Raw genomic sequence first — 18317 nt, 5'->3', positions numbered from 1 at the left:
CCGTGGGGGCATGAGACACAAGGACGACGCGGTACGGGTGGTGGCGGCCGGGGTCGCGATGACCGCCACCGTCCCCTACCTGACGCTGAAGCTGCTCTGGCTGACCGGCTCCGAGGTCGGTGTGCGCGATCCGGGGGCGCTGGACGGACTGTGGACGCTCAACCTCCTCACCTTCGGCATGGACGCGATCGCGCTCGCCCTCGCGCTCGCCTTCGTCCGGCCGTGGGGGCGCCGGGCGGCCGCCGGACTGGTGGCGTTCCCGATGTGGGTCGCGACCGGACTGCTCGGGACGATCCTGGTCGCCGTACCGGCGGACCTCCTCTCCTCGCTCGTGCTCGGCCCGGAGCACCGCCCGCCCGGGCAGCACGCCGACGACGGGCTGGCGGGCTGGGTGTTCGCCCTGGTCTACGGCGGCTTCGGAGTACAGGGCATCGCCCTGATCACCGCCTTCGTGCTCTACGCCCGCCGTCGCTGGGCGGGCCTGTTGCGGGCCCGGATCGGCGACCTGCCCGACTCCCCCACCCGCAACGTGCAGCGCGCCCTCGCCGCCGTCGCCGCCCCGGTCGCGCTCGGCGTCGCGGCGGCCCGGGCCTACTGGGCCGCCGGCGGGACGGTGGGGCTCCCGCTGCGCTGGGCCGACGACCGCGGCCGGTCCATCGCGACGATGGAGGCCGTCACCGCCGCCATGGCGGTGGTCGCGGCGGCGGCACTGCTGGTGCTCGCGTTCCGGATCGGGCCGGGACGACGGCTGCGGGTACCGCTGACGGCGGCCTGGATCGGCGCCGGCTCGCTGTTCGGCTGGGGCGGCTACCAGTTGGTGGCGTTCGGGACGTCGACGACGGTGCCCGACCTGCCGGGCGCGGTACCCGGACTGATGGTGCTGGTGCAGGCCGGGCAGTTCTCGGCCGGCCTGCTGATGCTGGCCGCCGGCGCGATCGCGCTCACCGAATGGGGGGCCCGCCACCACCCTGCTGACGTAGAGTCACCCGGGTGATCACGGGGGCGGGCACACGGCTGCGGCGTGCGGCGGGGGCGCTGGTCGGACGGCGGGCCCGGCTGCGCTGGGTGCACCTGGTGCTGGGCGGCGCGCTGCTGATGCCGTACTGGCTGCTGTCGGTGGTGGTGCTCGGCGCGCTCGACGCCGCCCAGGCGCCCGCCCGGCAGGCGCTGCTGCAGTTCCTCTCGCTGTTCACCTCGCTGCCGATGGCCGCCGTCACCGCACTGGTGCCGACCGTCCGGGGGCTGGAGGGCGCGGCCGCGCGGGCGCTGTGCGCGGCGCCCCGGGCGGAGGAGTTGGCCACCGGGCCGGCCCGCTCCTGGCCGGCCCGCCGGCGCACCGCGCTCTGGTTCGTCCTGCACCTGTTCTTCGGCGGGGTGGTCGCCGGGATGACGCTGGCCGGGGCGCCGTTCGCGGTGGTGCTGATGTGCTCCTTCGGCGGCGCCCGGGACCTCGCCGCGTTCTGGGAGAACCGCTTCCCCGGCTGGATGATCACCGGACCGTTGCTGGGCCTGGCCGTCCTGCTGCTGATCGTGCTCGCCAACGCGGGCTTCGGCGCGCTGCTCGCCCGCTGGGCCCCCGCCCTGCTCGGCCCGACCCCGGAGGAGCGGCTGGCCACCGCCGAGCGCCGGGCCACCGTACTCGCCCAGCGCAACCGGCTGGCCCGCGAACTGCACGACTCGGTCGGGCACGCGCTCAGCGCGGTCGGCATCCAGGCCTCGGCGGCCGCCCGGGTACTGCGCACCGACCCCGCCTTCGCCGCCGAGGCGCTGCAGGCGATCGAGGAGACGGCGCGGGCGGCCGTCGCCGAACTCGACACCGTGCTCGGCCTGCTGCGCGAGGAGGACCCGGAGGCCACCGGACCGGCCGGGCCCACCCTCGCCGGACTGGACGACCTGCTCCGCCAGCTCGCCCGCACCGGCGTGACGGTGGACGCCGAGCTGGCCCCAGGCCTGCCCGGCCTGCCCGCGCCGGTCTCCCGCGAGGCGTACCGGATCGTGCAGGAGGGCCTGACCAATGTGCTGCGGCACGCCGGACCGGCGCCTGCCGGACTGCGGGTCGGGCTGGCCGGGGACCGGCTGGAGATCGAACTGACCAACCCGCTGGGCCCCGCCCGGCCGAGCCGCCCCGGCGGCGGACGCGGGCTGCGCGGCATCGGGGAGCGCGCGACGGCGCTGCGCGGCGGCAGCACGGCGGGGCCGAGCGCGGACGGAACGACGTGGCGGCTGGCCGTCTGGCTGCCGCTGGGAGGGACTGCACGGTGAACGGCGGGGACACGGTGAGCGAGGGACACGGCATGAACGGCGGGGCGGACGGCGGCGCACGCGGCGGGGCGGACGACGGCGGGAGGACCGGCGCGGACGGCGGTGCGGACGACATCCGCGTGGTGATCGCGGACGACGAACGGCTGGTCCGGATGGGCCTGCGGGTGGTGATCGACGCCGAGCCGGACCTCACCGTGGTCGGCGAGGCCGCCGACGGCGCCGAGGTCGTCCCCCTGGTGCGCGAACTGCGACCGGACGTCGTGCTGATGGACGTCCGGATGCCGGGCATCAACGGGATCCGGGCCACCGAGCAGTTGGTCGGCGGGATGGCCGAGCCGCCGCGGATCCTGGTGGTCACCACCTTCGAGCACGACGACCACGTGTACGACGCGCTGCGCGCGGGCGCGGCCGGGTTCCTGCTGAAGCGGGCGCGGGCGGAGGAGATGGTGCAGGCGGTGCGACTGGTCGCGCGCGGGGACTCGCTGCTCTTCCCGGCGGCCGTCCGCGAACTCGCGGTGCGCCACGGCACGGACCGCCGCCGGGAGTCCTCGGCCGGCCGGGGACCGGTCGGCCGGCTGACCGAGCGGGAGGGGCAGGTGCTGCGGCTGATGGCCACCGGACTCAACAACGGCGAGATCGCGGCGCGGCTGGTGGTCAGTCAGGAGACGGTGAAGACGCACGTCGGCAGCGTGCTCGCCAAGCTCGGCGCACGGGACCGCACCCAGGCGGTCATCGCGGCGTACGAGTCGGGCTTCGTGCTGCCGGGCTGAGGGCCCGCTGCGTGATGCCTGCGGGCAGCGGGCAGCGGGCCGCGAGGGCCCGGAGGCGGCGCGGGCAGCCGCGGGGAATCGCACGCGGGTTCCACCTCCCCGGTACCGGCGAGTAGAGTGCGGTCTTCCCCTCAGCCGTCCGATACCTCCCGTATCGCCTGAAACGAACTGGTGGCCGCATGACAGTCCGGACCCGACCCGCGCTGTGGTGGCGCATGGGAATCGTGTTCTCGGCGGGCCTCGGCCTGACCCTCGGGACGGCACCGCTGGTGTACTTCACCGTGCAGAGCAACGTGATCGTGCTCGGCTACTTCATCGGAGCGGTGTACTGGATGCTCAAGCGCGACAGCGTGGACGCACCCGCGCCCCGGCTGCGCGGCGCCGCCACGCTGTACATCCTGATCACCGGACTGGTCTCGCACGTCCTGCTGCAGCACGGCGCCAGCCCGCTGCCGGGGCTGGTCGGCGGCCCGGACAGACTGGCGCACTGGTCGTCGTTCTTCCTGCACTACGTCACACCGGTGATGGTGATCGCCGACTGGCTGGTACTGAAGCCGCGCAACGCGGCGGCCTGGAAGGACATCCCGCTCTGGCTGGCCTTCCCGCTCGGCTACGCGGCGATCGTGCTCGCCCGTAACGCGCTGTTCGACGACTACCCGCTGCCCTACCCGTACTTCTTCTTCGACCCGACCACCAGGGGCTACGGCTACGTCTGGGGCCAGATCGCCCAGCTGACCGTCGAGTTCGTCGTCCTGGCCGTCCTCGTCGTCGGGCTGGACCGGCTCGGGACGCTGGTCGCGGGCAAGGTGCGGCCCGCACCGCAGACCTGACCCGCGGACCTGACCCTCGGACACCGGCGGCGGACACCCGCGGCGAAGACGGGCGGCGGGCACCGACGGCGGACCAGGGCCGCGGGCACCGGCGCAGCGCATCGCGCCCGGCGTCCCCTTCTCACCCGCCGTCAGAACGGTTCGCTGTCGATCCTCCCCGTGGCGGCCCCGACGAGCCGGCCGTGCCCAGGGACCCGGCCCTGAGCACGGCCCAACGGGTGCTCACCGACGACGCCGGGGGCGACCGGCAGTAACCGCGGCACCGGCCTCGACCGGCAGTAACCGCGGCGCCGACCTCGGCCGGCGCCGCGCTGCCCGTGCGCGCCTCCGCGCCCTTTCCCTGGCCCTCTCCCGGCCCGGTACCCGCTACATCGGCTCCACCGCCCGCAGGTCCCCGTCCAGCTCCAGCCACCTGGTCACGCCCAGGCCGCGCAGGAACGGCAGGTCGTGGCTGGCCACGACCAGCGCGCCCCGGTACGCGGCCAGCGCCTGGGTGAGCTGGCGGACACTGGCCAGGTCCAGGTTGTTGGTCGGCTCGTCGAGCAGCAGCAGCTGCGGCGGCGGGTCGGCCAGCAGCAGCGCGGCCAGGGTCGCGCGGAACCGCTCGCCGCCGGAGAGCGTCGCGGCCGGCTGGTCGGCGCGGGCGCCGCGGAACAGGAAGCGGGCCAGCCGGGCACGGATCGCGTTGTCCCCGGCGGCGGGGGCGAACCGCTTGACGTTCTCCGCGACGCTGAGCGCGTCGTCCAGCAGGTCGAGCCGCTGCGGGAGGTGCCGCAGCGGCACCGGGGTGGTGATCTCCCCCTCCAGCGGCGCGAGTTCGCCCGCGATGGTGCGCAGCAAGGTGGACTTCCCCGCCCCGTTGCGGCCGACCAGGGCGATCCGCTCGGGACCGCGCAGGTCGAGCTCGGCGGTGCCGCCGTGCGGCAGCCGGACCTTCTGCAGGGTGAGCACGGTGCGCCCGGCCGGGACGGCGGTGCGCGGCAGGTCGATCCGGATCTCGGCGTCGTCGCGCACCGCCTCCTCGGCCGCGCTGAGCCGTGCCCTGGCCTCCTCCAGCCGCTCGGTGTGCATGCCCTGGATCCGCCCGGCGGTCTCCTGGCCCTTGCGCTTGAGCATCCCGGCGAAGATGTGCGGGTCGTTGCGGGTGACCGAGCGCTTCTTGCCGTACGCGGCGCTGCGGTCGAGCCGGCTCCGGGCCTCGACCAAGTCCCGCTTCTGGCGCTGGACGTCGGCCTCGGCGTTGCGCAGCAGCCGCTCGGCCGTCTCCTGCTGGGCCGCGAGGGTGCGTTCGTACTCCTCGAAGTTGCCGCCGTACCAGGCGACTTCGCCGTCCCGCAGGTCGGCGATCCGGTCGACGTGACGCAGCAGCTCGCGGTCGTGGCTGACGATCAGCATCACGCCGTGCCAGTCGGCCACCGTCTCGTAGAGCCGCTCGCGCGCGGCCCGGTCGAGGTTGTTGGTGGGCTCGTCCAGCAGCAGGACGTCCGGGCGGGCCATCAGCAGGGCGGCCAGCCGCAGCAGCACCGCCTCGCCGCCGGAGAGTTCGCCCGTGGTGCGGTCGAGGCCGAGGCGGTGCAGGCCGAGCCGGTCGAGCGTGGCGCGGGCGCGCTCCTCGACGTCCCAGTCGTCGCCGACGGCGTCGAAGTGGCGCTGGTCGGTGTCGCCGGACTCGATGGCGTGCAGGGCCTCGCGGGCGGCCCGGACGCCGAGCGCCTCGTCCACCCGCAGCGTGGTGTCGAGCGTCAGGCCCTGTGGCAGGTAGCCGAGTTCGCCGTCGACCCGGACGGTGCCGCCGGCCGGGGTGAGGTCGCCGGCGATCAGCCGCAGCAGGGTGGACTTGCCCGCGCCGTTGAGCCCGATCAGGCCGGTGCGGCCGGGGCCGACGGCGAGGTGGAAGCCGTCCAGGACGGGTTTGCCGTCGGGCCACTCGAAGGTGAGGTCGGTGCAGAGGACGGCGGTGGTGGGTTGTGCCATGTGGGCCTCCCGGGGTGGTTGCCGAAGGGGTGGTGAGCAACACGGGGAGACACCGCTGGTGCGGAACCGGTACGGCCGAGGAGGACGAAGGGGTGGCGTCACACGGAGGATCGCCACGGGGCCGTGACTGAGGTCGCACACACGCGCACCACGCGGCAACTGGGCCTGCGCGGCGGGGCGGTGTCCCGGGACCTCAGTAGAGCAACGGCCTTCTCCTTGTCTGGCTGATGACCCCGACCACGCTAGGCACCTCGGGAAACGCGTGCAACCGGTTTTCCGGGCCCGGCCGCAACCCCCGCAAAGGGCCCGGGGCGGGGCCCCGGCGGGACCCGGACGGCACAGCCGGACCCGGACTGCACCCCGGACGGCACCCCGGACGGCACCCCGAACAGGGCCTCGACGAAGGCCCCGTGCCGATCCCGTGCCGATCCGGTGACAGCCTCGTCCCAGCCGGGGGTGGGTGTAAGGAGATTCTTATCCGCATGGCAGACTCCTCACCTGCCATACCTGCGGCCCGGTGGGGCCGTACCCGAGGAACGGGCCGTATGGCGGTAGTCAACAGGGGGATTTGAACTCATGTCACCGATATCCCGGCCGAGCCGTGCCGTCCTGGGCGCCTCCGTCGCCGCGCTGACCATGGTGGTCGCCACCGCGTGCGGACCGGACAACTCCGACCCGGCCGGCGCCGAGACCGCGGCTCCCTCGGTCGCGGCCAGTGCCACCGGCAAGCCGGGCGCGGCCCCGATCAAGCTCCCGACGGTCGAGGAACTGAAGACCTGGAAGCTCGAGGACTGGGACAAGTGGGCCCAGGCGAACGTCATCACCCCGGCGGTCAAGGGCTACTGGACCCTGCAGAAGCTGCTGGACGCCAAGCCGAAGCCGCTGCCGCAGGCCCCCGCCCAGGACCCGACGCAGGCGCCCGCCCAGCCGACCGCGCAGCCCACCAGCGCCGCCCCGGCCCAGCCCACCGCCGCCCAGCCGCCGGCCGGCCCGGACCAGATGCCCGCCATGGTCCCGGCGAAGCCCGTGGCGCACCCGTTCCCGAAGAACATGCACGTCAACGGCAAGATCTTCTTCAAGGACGGCAACGAGGACTACGTGTGCTCCGGCACCGTCGTCTCCGACCCGGCCAACCCCGGCAAGAGCAACCTGGTGTGGACCGCGAGCCACTGCCTGCACGGCGGCAAGGGCAACAAGTACTACACCGACATCACCTTCGCCCCGGCGTTCAACAGCAACGGCGTGCTGAGCAACGGCAACAAGCAGAAGTCCAAGCTGGACGACGCCGAGCCGTACGGCGAGTGGGGCGCGACCGCGGGCATGGTCTCGCCGCAGTGGACCGGCGAGGCCGACCCGGAGCACGGCGGCCCGTGGAGCCAGTACGACTTCGGCATCATCAAGGTCGCCAACCCCGACCCGAACGGCAAGTCGCTGGAGGAGACCGTCGGCGGCTCCGTGCCGCTGTGGTTCAACGCCCCGCGCGACCAGCTCGCCTCGGTCTCCAACTACGGCTTCCCGGAGGGCAAGCCCTTCGACGGCGTCGAGCTGGAGCACTGCGACGGCGGCAAGCCGTCCAAGAAGACCGGCGACCCGAGCCGCCCGGCGATGCTGCTGATCGGCTGCAACATGACCGGCGGCAGCAGCGGCGGCGGCTGGTACGCCACCAAGGACGGCAAGCCGGCCCTGGTCAGCGACACCTCCATCGGCAACGGCGCGAACACCTACGAGGCCGGTCCGTACCTGGAGGACGTGGCCCAGCACATGTTCGAGTACTTCTCGAAGAAGGCCAAGTGATCCACCGGGGATGATCCCCACCGGTCCCGGGGGCGGCCCTGCTCCTCCTACAATCGGCCCCATCATGAGCGCGACACTCGTAGTCAAGGACCTCAGCGCCGGTCACGGCGAACGCACCCTCTTCTCCGGCCTGGACCTGGTCATCGCCCCCGGCGACGTGATCGGCCTGGTCGGCGTGAACGGCGCCGGCAAGTCGACCCTGCTGCGGCTGCTGGCGGGCCTGGACACCCCCGAGGGCGGCTCGCTGCGGCTCAGCCCGGCCGGTGCCAACGTCGGCCACCTCCCGCAGGAGCCGGAGCGCCGCGACGGCGAGTCGGTGCGCGCGTTCCTGGCCCGCCGCACCGGCGTGGCGGCCGCCCAGGCCGCCCTGGACGAGGCCACCGAGGGCCTGGTCGAGGGCCGGCCCGGCGCCGACGACGCGTACGCGACGAGCCTGGACCGCTGGCTGGACCTCGGCGGCGCCGACCTGGAGGAGCGCGCCGAGGAGGTCGCCGACTCGCTCGGGCTGAAGGTCTCGCTCGACCTGCCGATGACCGCGCTCTCCGGCGGCCAGGCCGCCCGGGCCGGCCTCGCCTCGCTGCTGCTCTCCCGCTACGACGTCTTCCTGCTCGACGAGCCCACCAACGACCTCGACCTGGACGGCCTGGAGCGGCTGGAGGCCTTCGTCAAGGGCCTGCGCGCCGGCACCGTGCTGATCAGCCACGACCGCGAGTTCCTGGCCCGCACCGTGACCAAGGTGCTGGAGCTGGACCTGCACCAGCAGCAGGTCAACCTGTACGGCGGCGGCTACGAGGCGTACCTGGAGGAGCGGGCGGTGTCCCGCCGGCACGCCCGCGAGGAGTACGAGGACTACGCCGACACCAAGGCCGGGCTGGAGGCCCGCGCCCGGATGCAGCGCGGCTGGATGGAGCACGGCGTGCGCAACGCCCGCCGCAAGTCCTCCGACAACGACAAGATGGGCCGCGCGGTGCGCGCCGAGTCCACCGAGAAGCAGGCCTCCAAGGCCCGCCAGACCCAGCGGATGATCGAGCGGCTGGACGTGGTCGAGGAGCCGCGCAAGGAGTGGGAGCTGCGGATGGAGATCGCCACCGCGCCGCGCTCCGGCTCGGTGGTCGCCACCCTGCGCGGGGCCGTGGCCCGGCGCGGCGACTTCGCCTTCGGCCCGGTGGACCTGCAGATCGACTGGGCCGACCGGGTCGCGATCACCGGCGCCAACGGCGCGGGCAAGTCCACGCTGCTGGCCGCGCTGCTCGGCCGACTCGAACTCGACGGCGGCAGCGCCTCGTTGGGCTCGGGCGTGGTGGTCGGCGAGGTGGACCAGGCGCGCGGACTGTTCCTGGGCGGGGAGCCGCTGGCGGAGGCCTTCGCGGCCGCCGTCCCGGAGCTGTCGCCGGAGGACGTGCGCACCCTGCTGGCCAAGTTCGGCCTCAAGGCGGTGCACGTGATGCGCCCGGCCGGCACCCTCTCGCCCGGCGAGCGCACCCGGGCCGCGCTGGCGCTGCTGCAGGCCCGCGGGGTCAACCTGCTGGTGCTGGACGAGCCCACCAACCACCTGGACCTCCCGGCGATCGAGCAGCTGGAGTCCGCGCTCGGCTCGTACACCGGCACCCTGCTGCTGGTCACCCACGACCGGCGGATGCTGGACACCGTCGCGGTGAACCGGCGGATCGAGGTCCGCGGCGGCCGGGTGCACGAGCTGTAGCCGTCGGCGTGGTCGCACCCCTCCGGGATTGGTCTCTACCTCTTCCCGGAGGGGCCGTCATGTGCTGTGCTGTCCGCCATGGTTGACAGTGCAGAGAGCACCGCGGCGGGGACGTCCCACCCGACCGTCCCCCTCGCCCCCGTGACCGTCCCGGCCCACGAGGCCGAGGAGCGCAGCAGGTCCTTCCACGAGGTGATGGCCCGGCGCCGCACCGTCCGCGACTACGCCACCCGCCCGATCCCGGACGGCGTCGTCGAATGGGCGGTGCGGACCGCGGGCACCGCGCCCAGCGGCGCGCACGTCCAGCCCTGGCGGTTCGTGGTGATCACCGACCCGGAGCGCAAGCGGCGGCTGCGCGAGGCCGCCGAGGCCGAGGAGCGCGAGTTCTACGGCCACCGGGCGTCGGAGGAGTGGCTGGCCGCGCTCGCGCCGATCGGCACCGACTGGCGCAAGCCGTTCCTGGAGGACGCGCCGGCCGTGATCGTGGTGTTCGAGGTGCACAAGGGCCCCGACTCGCCGCGGCCCTACTACACCAAGGAGTCGGTGGGGATCGCGGTCGGGCTGCTGCTGGCCTCGCTGCACCAGGCCGGGCTGGCCACGCTGACCCACACGCCGAGCCCGATGCGGTTCCTCAACGAGGTGTGCGACCGCCCGGCCGAGGAGCGGGCGGCCTACGTGATCCCGGTCGGCTACCCGGCCGAGGGGGCGCGCGTGCCGGACCTGCGGCGCAAGGAGCTCGACGAGGTGCTGGTCCGGCTCTGACGCGCCGGGGCCGCACCCCGGGCGCCGGGCGCCCCGGTGGTGCACCGCAGGTCCCCGCTGCACGCCGGCCGTCCCGACCGCACGCCGGGGCCGGGCCCGTGCGCCCGCCGTCAGGGTGTCCGGAGGGGGCCCGGATGGTGACAGGTCCGGGCCAAGGACATAATCGCCGCCATGAGCCAAGCACAGTCACGGTCCTGTGACCCGGCCCCGGCCGGACGGGCGCGGGCCGCCGTGGAGGCGACCACCGGGCGGCCGCCCGAACTGCTGCGGCTGCCCGGCGGCCTCTGGCTGCGCCGCCGCCGCAGCACCCACGCGGTGGCGCTGAACCGGGCCGTCCGCGCCAACCTGGAGCACCTGCGCCCCTGGCTGGAGTGGGCGGCCGAGGCCCCCACCCGGGCGCAGACCGCCGAGCTCGCCCGGGCCGGCTCCGCCGCCTGGGAGGCGGGCACCGACTTCATGTACCTGGCCGGGCTGAACAGCGAACCCGGCGGGGTGATCGGCGCGTTCGGCCTGCACGGGCGGATCGGCCCGGGCGCACTGGAGATCGGCTACTGGGTCGCCGCCGGGCACGTCGGCCGCGGCATCGCCACCACCGCGGCCGGGGCGCTGACCGAGGCCGCGCTGGCCCTGCCCGGCATCACCCGGGTCGAGATCCACTGCGACCGGGCGAACGCGGCCAGCGCGGCCGTCCCGCGCAAGCTCGGCTACCGGCTGGACCGGATCGCCGAGGCCGCCGTCCGGGCTCCGGGCGAGACCGGACGGCAGCTCGTGTGGGTCAAGGAGCGGTCCGGGCCATCCGGCGCGGGCCGGAACCCCCAGGACCCCCAGGACACCCAGGACCCCCGGAACCCCCAGGATCCCGAGGCCCCCCGGAGCCGGCCGGGACCGGCCGGCCGGGGAACCGCTCAGTAGCGCCCGCCGGTCGGCGCCGGCAGCCCGTCCAGCTCGGCGAGGTCGGCGGCCGAGAGCACGAGCCCGGCCGCCCCCACGTTGTCCACCAGGTAGCGCGGCGTCCTGGTGCCCGGGATCGGGAAGACGTACCGGCCCTGCGCCAGCACCCAGGCCAGCGCGACCTGCGCGGGCGTGGCACCGATCCGCTCGGCGACCGCCCGGACCTTCGCGACCAGCGCCAGGTTCGCCTTGAGCGCGTCCTGCTGGAAGCGCGGCAGCCGGCGGCGGAAGTCGTCGGCGGGCAGCTCGTCGAAGGAGGAGATGCTGCCGGTCAGGAAGCCCCGGCCGAGCGGCGAGAACGGCAGCAGGGCGATCCCGTGCCGTTCGGTGTACGGCAGCACCTCGGCCAGCGCGTCCCGGGTCCACAGCGACAGCTCGTTCTGCACGGAGGCCACCGGGTGCACCGACCGCGCCCGCTCGATCTCCTCGACGGTCACCTCGGAGAGGCCGATGCTCCGGGCCTTGCCCGCCGCGACGACCTCGGCGAACGCGCCCCAGGTCTCCTCGATCGGGACCTCCGGGTCGACCCGGTGCAGCTGGTAGAGGTCGACGTGGTCGGTGCCCAGCCGGCGCAGGCTCTCGTCGATGGAGCGCCGCACGTGCTCGGGCCGGCCGTTGCGCGCCTGCTGGCCGCCGCCGCCCGGGACGATGCCCACCTTGGTGGCCAGGAAGGCGCGCTCCCGGTACGGGCCGGCCAGCGCGGCGCCGACGACCTCCTCGTTGGTGTAGGGGCCGTACATGTCGGCGGTGTCGATCAGGCCGACGCCGAGGTCCAGCGCCTGCCGGATCACCCGGACGGAGTTCTCGTCGTCCCGGTTCTGCACGTCGTAGGCCCAGGTCATGCCCATGCAGCCGAGACCGACGACGCCGATCTCCGGGCCGGTGGTACCGAACGGGACGTTGCGCATGACGGTGCTCCCATCGTGGTGTCCGCGCGGTCCGCGCGGTGGTTTCCGTGGTGGTGCGTGATCGACGCCGTCAGCTTTCACCTTGGAGTGCACTCGAGGTCAAGTCCGTTCCGGCCCGGACCCGTCCGGCCCGGGCCCCGGTCCCGCCCAGGCGCGGAAGCCGCCCGCCAGGACCAGCTCCGCCAGCCGCCCGTACCCGCCGGCTCCCGGGTGCGCGCCGTCCCCCGCCCGGGCCTCGGCCGTCCAGACCGGATCGCCGGCCAGCGCCCCCGTGACGTCGACGAACGGCACCCCGGCGTCGGCGCACAGCCCGGCCATCGCGGGGACGAGCGCCCGCAACCGGTCCAGGTGCGCCGCTCCCCCGCAGACCACCGGCGGCGGGCCGACCACCAGGGCGCCGAGGCCGCGCTCGCGGGCGCCGTCGAGCAGGGCGGCGAGGTTCGCCAGGGTGTCGTGGTGCGCCACCCGGGGGACGCCGGCCTCCTCCATCGCGTCGTTGGCACCGACCGAGACCACCAGCCGGTTGTCCGCCCCGGGCAGGACGCGCGCCCCGACCTCGGGCCAACAGCGCCGCAGCACCTGCGCCGAGGAGTCGCGCCGGACGCCGAGGTTGAAGGCGGTGGCGCCCGGGGCCGCGGCCTGCAGCACCCGACCGACCCACCCGCGGAACTCCGGGTCGCCCAGGCCTTGGACGAAGGAGTCACCGAGGAAGCAGATCCGCGGTCCTTCGAAGCCGGTTCGTATGGTCATCGGCCCACCGTAGGGGCGCGAGCGGGGCGCGCGCTTCCGCTTTCACCACCGGGCGGGCGAGTCGACCGCCAGTCCTCCGCCGTTCGCCCCCGGACCTTTCGCCGGGCCGACAGAGGTGACGCCCCGTCAAACCGGCGCACCGGAGCCCGCGCACGGACCTCCCGCACCACCGGGCGCCGACCGTCCGGTCTTGGCAGCACCGACCGGGACGGTCGACGCTCTGTGCACAGCCGACCGTCGACGTCTCGGTTCACCACCGGGCCCGTCCGTTCACATCCGATCGGGGAGGAACCCATGCAGCTCTCGCGCACCCGCGCCACCGCCGTCGCCCTGCTCGCGGCCGCCGCCGTCACGCTCGCCGTCCCGGCCCAGGCCGCCGGCGGCAACCGCGCGCTCAGCCGCTTCGACGACGGCAGCTTCGAGTCGCCCAAGGTCCCGGCGAACGCCTTCACCGAACTGACCGCCGGTCAGACCATCGGCCCGTGGCGGATCACCGCCGGCAGCGTCGACCTGATCGGCGCCGGCTTCTGGCAGGCCGCCGAGGGCGACCAGTCGGTGGACCTCAACGGCGCCAACAGCGGCACCATCGCCCAGACCTTCACCACCACCCCCGGCGCCACCTACTCGGTCACGTACGCCCTGGCCGGCAACCCGGCGGGCGGGCCCGCCGTACGGACCGGCTGGGCGCGCATCGACGGCCAGGACTTCCAGGCCTTCACCTTCGACGTCACCGGCAGGAGCGCAGCCGCGATGGGGTACGTGGGACGGCAGTTCACCTTCGTCGCCCAGAACTCCTCCACCACCCTGGCCTTCGCCAGCACCGTGGCCGGGGCGTACGGGCCGGTGATCGACGACGTGCGGGTCACGGAGTGCAAGCCGTGCTGCGGCTGACCGTCCGCAGCCCCTGGGCGCCGCCGCCTTAACCCCTCCTAAAGCCTGCCCTCGGCGGGGCGTCCGGTGCCGGGAAGTGCTTGACGTGCACAGCTGGTCTAGTCCAGTTTGATGCTCAGCACCGCGCTCCCCCGCACCGGACCACCCCAGGCCGCCGCCCGCCCCGTGTCTCCCCCCTCGCGGCGCGGGCGGCCCACCACGTCCCGAGAGGCACCCCCATGCCCAGCGCGATCCAGCCTGCCCCCACGCACCGCCGCCCCGCCCGCCGGACCACCCTGCTGAGCCTCACCGCCGCCACCGCGCTGGCCGCCGGCGGCCTGGCCGTCCTCGCCGGGAACGCCGGCGCCGCCGACGGCAACCTGCTCGCCAACGGCGGCCTGGAGAGCGGCGCGCTCAGCCCCTGGAGCTGTTCCGCCGGCACCGGCGGCGTCGTCGGCTCCGGCGCGCACAGCGGGACGTACGCGCTGAAGGGGGCGGTGACCGCGAGCGACACCGCGCAGTGCGAACAGACCGTCAGCGTCCGGCCCAACACCACCTACGGCCTCAGCGCCTGGGTGCAGGGCCAGTACGTCTACCTCGGAGCCACCGGCAGCGGCGTCACCGACCCGGCCGTCTGGACCCCGGGCGGCGCCGGCTGGCAGCAGCTGTCGACCGGCTTCACCACCGGCCCCGCCACCACCAGCGTCACCGTGTACCTGCACGGCTGGTACGGACAGGGCGGCTACCTCGCCGACGACATCACCCTGACCGGCCCCGGCGGCACCCCCACCACCCCGCCGCCCACCTCGACGACCCCGACCGGCACGCCCACCGGCACCCCGACCTCGACGCCCACCGGCGGGCCGACCACCCCGCCACCGAACACCCCGCTCCCGGTCGCCCCCTACATCGACATGGGCGCCTGGCCCACCCCGTCCATGCCCGACATGGCCAAGGCGGGCGGCCTCAAGGGCTACACCATGGGCTTCGTCACCGGCGTCGGCTGCAAGGCCGGCTGGTTCAACGCCTACGACCCGCGCACCGGGTGGGCCAAGGACCAGATCGACGCGCTGCGCGCGGCCGGCGGCGACGTCAAGGTCTCCTTCGGCGGGGCCGCCGGCACCGAACTCGCCGCCGCCTGCACCTCGGTGGACGCGCTGTTCGCCGAGTACGACGCCGTGGTGAAGGCCTACGGCCTGCGCTACGTCGACTTCGACATCGAGGGCGCGGCGATCGCCGACACCGCCGCCAACGACCGCCGCTCCGCCGCGCTCGCCAAGCTGCAGCAGGCCCACCCCGGCCTCAAGGTCTCCTTCACCCTGCCGGTCCTGCCCGAGGGCCTGACCGCCGAGGGCGTCGCCATCGCGAAGTCGGCCCGCGACGCCGGGGTGACCACCGACCTGGTCAACGTCATGGCGATGGACTACTACCGCAGCGGGACGGACTACGGCAACGCCGCCGTCCAGGCCGCCCAGTCGCTGTTCGGCCAGCTCAAAGCCCTCTACCCGGCGAAGACCGACGCCCAGCTGTGGGCCATGGTCGGCGTCACCCCGATGATCGGCGAGAACGACGACCACCAGATCTACGACCAGGCCGCCGCCCAGCAGCTGGTGACGTTCGCCCAGCAGAACCACCTCGGCCTGCTCGCCTTCTGGGACGCCACCCGGGACGCCAACGCCTGCACCGGCGGCTCGCTCTCCAAGTGCACCGACATCCCGCAGCAGCCGTACGAGTTCGCCAGGATCTTCAGCCGGTACGCGGGCTGATCCCCGCAGCACGACCGGAGTGCCGGCAGCCCGGGAAGGGCCGCCGGCACCCCGGCGCTCCCGGACGAGCCCGTCGGCGGCCGACCGGAGAAAATTGGCATCCCATCATCCCGGACCGTCGGCTACTGTCCCACCCACCTGTACGGCACGAGGGGGCGGACATGACGGTCCGGGACGACCACAACCAGCTCAGCACGATCCATCCGACCGGCGAGGCCGCCGGCGCGACGGGCCCCAGCGCCGAGGAACTCGCCGCGTTCAGCCGCACCCTCGGCCGGCTGCGGGCACTGCCCCCGCACGACCGCGGCCGGCTGCACGTCGAGCGGCAGCTCAGCTCGTTCGTCATGGAGAGCCGCAAGCGCCGCCGCCAGGAGGCCAAGGAGGCCGTCCGGCAGGCCGACGCCGAACTGCTCGCCGCCACCGCGACCGGCGCCCGGCACCGCCGCGAGGACGCACCGCTCACCGCCGACCCCACCGGACCGGTCGGCGAACTGCAGCTCCGGCGCAAGTGCTACGTCTGCAAACAGGCCTACCGCCGGGTCGACGGCTTCTACCACATGCTCTGCCCGGACTGCTCGGCCGACAACACCGCCCGCCGGGCCCTGCGCACCGACCTGCGCGGGCGCCGCGCGCTGCTCACCGGCGGCCGGGTGAAGATCGGCTTCCAGCTCGCCCTGATGATGCTGCGCGACGGCGCCGAGCTGACCGTCACCAGCCGCTTCCCGCAGGACACCGTCCGCCGCTTCCGCGCCGCCGAGGGCAGCGAGCAGTGGTGGGAGCGCCTCAGCGTGGTCGGCATCGACCTCCGCGACCCGCGCCAGGTCCTGGGCCTGACCGAGCGGTTCCGCGCCGACGGACGTCCGCTCGACATCCTCGTCAACAACGCCGCCCAGACGCTGCGCCGCCCGCCCGAGTCGTACGCGCTGCTGGCCGCCGGCGAGCGGGACGCCCTGCCCGCCGCCGACCGTCGGGCGATCAGCCACGCCCCGGGCTTCCGGCCGTCCGCTCCGGGCGCCCGGCTGACGTCCGGAGCCGCGTCGTTGATCGGGACGGGCGGCCCGGGCGAACCGAGCGGCGGCACCGACGAGGCCGGGCTGCTGCCCGACCTCGCCCCCGCCAACTCCTGGTCCGCCACGCTCGGTTCGCTCGACCCGGCCGAGGTCCTGGAGACCCAGCTGGTCAACGCCCTGGCCCCGGCCCTGCTCTGCGACCGGCTGCTGCCGCTGCTGCTGGCCTCCCCGCACCCCTCCCGCTACATCGTCAACGTCACGGCGGTGGAGGGCCGGTTCGCCGTCCGCAACAAGACCGCGCGGCACCCGCACACCAACATGGCGAAGGCCGCGCTCAACATGCTCACCCGCACCAGCGCCGCCGAACTCGCCACCCGGGGCGTGCACATGTGCGCCGTCGACACCGGCTGGATCACCGACGAGAACCCGGCGCCCAAGAAGGCCCGCCTCGCCGGGCTGGGCTTCCGCACGCCGCTCGACATCGTGGACGGCGCGGCCCGGGTCTACGACCCGATCGTCCGGGGCGAGGCCGGGGAGCCGCTGTCGGGGGTGTTCCTCAAGGACTACCGGGTCGCGGAGTGGTGACCGGCCGGGCCGCCCGGCCGTCCCGGGCGGCCGCCGCTCAGGTGTCGTAGCAGCCGCACCACGGCTCGTGGAAGCCCAGGCCGTCGGGGAGGAGCTCGGCGGTGAAGCGGTAGGTCCTCCTCGTCCTCCTCCACCTCGTCGTCCTCCTCGACGACGAGCCCGAACAGCTCGCCGTCGACCCGGACCTCGAACAGCTCGCCGTCGACCCGGACCTCGAACGGCTCGATCGCGATGTCCCGGTACTCGCGGCCGGGCAGGGCGGCCGGCCACGCGTCCAGCAGCTGCCGGGCGTCGGGGCCGGTGGCCGTGGCCCGGACCCGCGAGTCGAGGTGCCGGCCCGCGGGGTCGAAGCGGTGCAGCACCGCGTACCACCCCGGCCGGCCGGGCCGGTGACGGAGGCGAAGAACTCGCCGCCCCGCCGGCGGCCGATGGTGCGGGTGCGCCCCTGCGGCTCGTGCCGGATCGGGATCACCTCGGGAACGTCCATGCCCGAACCGTACGGACGGGGTGCGACAACGGCCCGGCCCGGGGAGTGCTCCCGGGCCGGGCCGTCCGGCGTGCTCAGCGCCCGGTGGGCAGGTTGGCCCCGCCGGTGCAGTCGAACACCACACCCGTCACGAAGGTGTTGGCCGCCAGCATGTGGATCGCCCGGGCGACGTCCTCGGCGCGGCCGACCCGGCCGACCGGGGTGGTGGCGGCGAGGCCCTCGAAGAGCGCGGTGCGCTGCTCGGCCGGGACGCGGTCCCACCACGGGGTGTCGATCACGCCGGGCGAGACCGCGTTGACCCGCAGCGGGGCCAGCTCGACGGCCAGCGGCGGCACCATCGCCTCCAGCGCGCCGTTGATGGCGGCCAGTCCGGCGGTGCCGGGGATGGCGGCGCGGGCGGAGGCGGCGGTGATCAGGGTGACCGAGCCGTCCTGGCGCAGGTGCGGGAGCGCTGCCTGCAGGACGCGGACCTGGGGCCAGAACTTGGCGTCGAAGCCGGTGGCGAGCTCGGCCAGGTCGAGCCGGGCGAACGGGCCGCTGCCGGCCGCGCCGCTGACCGCGACGACCAGGTGGTCCACGGTGCCCTCCTCGGCGAAGAAGGCGGCGACGGCGGCGGGGTCGGCCGCGTCCAGCCGGCGGCCGGTGGTCCTGCCGCCGATCCGGGCGACGGCGGCGTCGAGCCGCTCGCGGTCGCGGCCGGTGACCACGACCTCGGCTCCGTCGGCCGCGAAGGCGGTGGCGGCGGCCTCGCCGATGCCGGAGCTGCCGCCCATGACGACGACGCGCTGTCCGGCGAAGAGGTTCGATGCAGTGCTCATGGTGGTACCCTTCAACTTGTCGAGACCGTCCGTTCCGGCAATGATGTTTGTCGAGACTGCTAGTCTTGTCAAGCTCGG

General features: G+C 74.5%; 16 protein-coding genes. 11 read left to right on the top strand and 5 right to left on the bottom strand.

The genetic code is table 11. From position 1 onward, the window contains the following. The first annotated feature begins 10 nt into the window (after positions 1-10). The 4 genes from ACFV0O_RS31850 to ACFV0O_RS31835 all read left to right on the top strand — a co-directional run bounded on the left by ACFV0O_RS31850 (position 11) and on the right by ACFV0O_RS31835 (position 3862). Positions 11-994: a hypothetical protein gene (locus tag ACFV0O_RS31850; RefSeq protein ID WP_380347241.1), complete on the top strand. Its 984-nt coding sequence runs from the start codon at positions 11-13 to the stop codon at positions 992-994. Then, positions 991-2262, top strand: a complete 1272-nt coding sequence (locus ACFV0O_RS31845; RefSeq protein WP_380347240.1) for a sensor histidine kinase — start codon at positions 991-993, stop codon at positions 2260-2262. Before ACFV0O_RS31850 ends, ACFV0O_RS31845 begins: the two co-directional genes overlap by 4 nt. 152 nt (positions 2263-2414) lie before the next feature. After that, positions 2415-3032 carry a response regulator gene (locus tag ACFV0O_RS31840; protein ID WP_380347272.1) on the top strand — a complete coding sequence of 206 codons (618 nt, stop codon included), beginning with the start codon at positions 2415-2417 and terminating at the stop codon, positions 3030-3032. 179 nt (positions 3033-3211) lie between these two features. Next, on the top strand, positions 3212-3862 hold the full coding sequence (locus ACFV0O_RS31835) for a Pr6Pr family membrane protein (protein ID WP_380347239.1): 651 nt from the start codon (positions 3212-3214) through the stop codon (positions 3860-3862). 366 nt (positions 3863-4228) lie between these two features. On the opposite strand, the gene ACFV0O_RS31830 is transcribed toward ACFV0O_RS31835, so the two are convergent. Continuing rightward, on the bottom strand, positions 4229-5836 hold the full coding sequence (locus tag ACFV0O_RS31830) for an ABC-F family ATP-binding cassette domain-containing protein (RefSeq protein WP_380347237.1): 1608 nt from the start codon (positions 5834-5836) through the stop codon (positions 4229-4231). Positions 5837-6412: 576 nt separating this feature from the next. Between ACFV0O_RS31830 and ACFV0O_RS31825 the strand changes: the two genes are divergently transcribed. The 4 genes from ACFV0O_RS31825 (at position 6413) to ACFV0O_RS31810 (ending at position 11006) form a co-directional block, all read left to right on the top strand. After that, complete coding sequence (locus ACFV0O_RS31825) at positions 6413-7630, top strand: hypothetical protein (protein ID WP_360259829.1); 1218 nt, start codon at positions 6413-6415, stop codon at positions 7628-7630. A gap of 64 nt (positions 7631-7694) precedes the next feature. Next, a complete protein-coding gene (locus ACFV0O_RS31820; protein ID WP_380347235.1) occupies positions 7695-9332 on the top strand; it encodes an ABC-F family ATP-binding cassette domain-containing protein in 1638 nt (545 codons plus the stop codon). A gap of 78 nt (positions 9333-9410) precedes the next feature. Further along, positions 9411-10094: a nitroreductase family protein gene (locus ACFV0O_RS31815; RefSeq protein WP_380347234.1), complete on the top strand. Its 684-nt coding sequence runs from the start codon at positions 9411-9413 to the stop codon at positions 10092-10094. Between the two features lie 171 nt (positions 10095-10265). Continuing rightward, the gene (locus ACFV0O_RS31810; RefSeq protein WP_380347233.1) at positions 10266-11006 is read left to right on the top strand and encodes a GNAT family N-acetyltransferase; all 741 of its coding nucleotides are present in this window, start codon (positions 10266-10268) and stop codon (positions 11004-11006) included. Here ACFV0O_RS31810 and ACFV0O_RS31805 read toward each other — a convergent pair. After that, on the bottom strand, positions 11000-11953 hold the full coding sequence (locus ACFV0O_RS31805; RefSeq protein WP_380347231.1) for an aldo/keto reductase: 954 nt from the start codon (positions 11951-11953) through the stop codon (positions 11000-11002). The genes ACFV0O_RS31810 and ACFV0O_RS31805 overlap by 7 nt on opposite strands. Before the next feature lie 99 nt (positions 11954-12052). After that, positions 12053-12703 (bottom strand): GDSL-type esterase/lipase family protein, encoded by a 651-nt coding sequence (locus ACFV0O_RS31800; protein WP_380347229.1) that lies wholly within the window; start codon positions 12701-12703, stop codon positions 12053-12055. 294 nt (positions 12704-12997) lie between these two features. On the opposite strand from ACFV0O_RS31800, the gene ACFV0O_RS31795 reads away from it, so the two are divergent. The 3 genes from ACFV0O_RS31795 (at position 12998) to ACFV0O_RS31785 (ending at position 16934) form a co-directional block, all read left to right on the top strand. Continuing rightward, a complete protein-coding gene (locus ACFV0O_RS31795; RefSeq protein WP_380347227.1) occupies positions 12998-13594 on the top strand; it encodes a choice-of-anchor C family protein in 597 nt (198 codons plus the stop codon). Between the two features lie 218 nt (positions 13595-13812). After that, a complete protein-coding gene (locus ACFV0O_RS31790; protein WP_380347226.1) occupies positions 13813-15339 on the top strand; it encodes a carbohydrate binding domain-containing protein in 1527 nt (508 codons plus the stop codon). A 161-nt stretch (positions 15340-15500) separates the two neighbouring features. Beyond that, the gene (locus ACFV0O_RS31785; RefSeq protein WP_380347224.1) at positions 15501-16934 is read left to right on the top strand and encodes an SDR family oxidoreductase; all 1434 of its coding nucleotides are present in this window, start codon (positions 15501-15503) and stop codon (positions 16932-16934) included. On the opposite strand, the gene ACFV0O_RS31780 is transcribed toward ACFV0O_RS31785, so the two are convergent. Continuing rightward, entirely contained in the window at positions 16913-17296 is a 384-nt protein-coding gene (locus ACFV0O_RS31780; RefSeq protein ID WP_380347222.1) for a hypothetical protein, read from the bottom strand. The genes ACFV0O_RS31785 and ACFV0O_RS31780 overlap by 22 nt on opposite strands. A 199-nt stretch (positions 17297-17495) precedes the next feature. Beyond that, complete coding sequence (locus ACFV0O_RS31775; protein ID WP_360259849.1) at positions 17496-18239, bottom strand: SDR family oxidoreductase; 744 nt, start codon at positions 18237-18239, stop codon at positions 17496-17498. Between the last annotated feature and the right edge of the window lie 78 nt (positions 18240-18317).

Source organism: Kitasatospora sp. NPDC059577, from assembly GCF_042735475.1.
Lineage (GTDB): Bacteria > Actinomycetota > Actinomycetes > Streptomycetales > Streptomycetaceae > Kitasatospora.
This window is presented reverse-complemented; position numbering and strand designations above follow the sequence as displayed.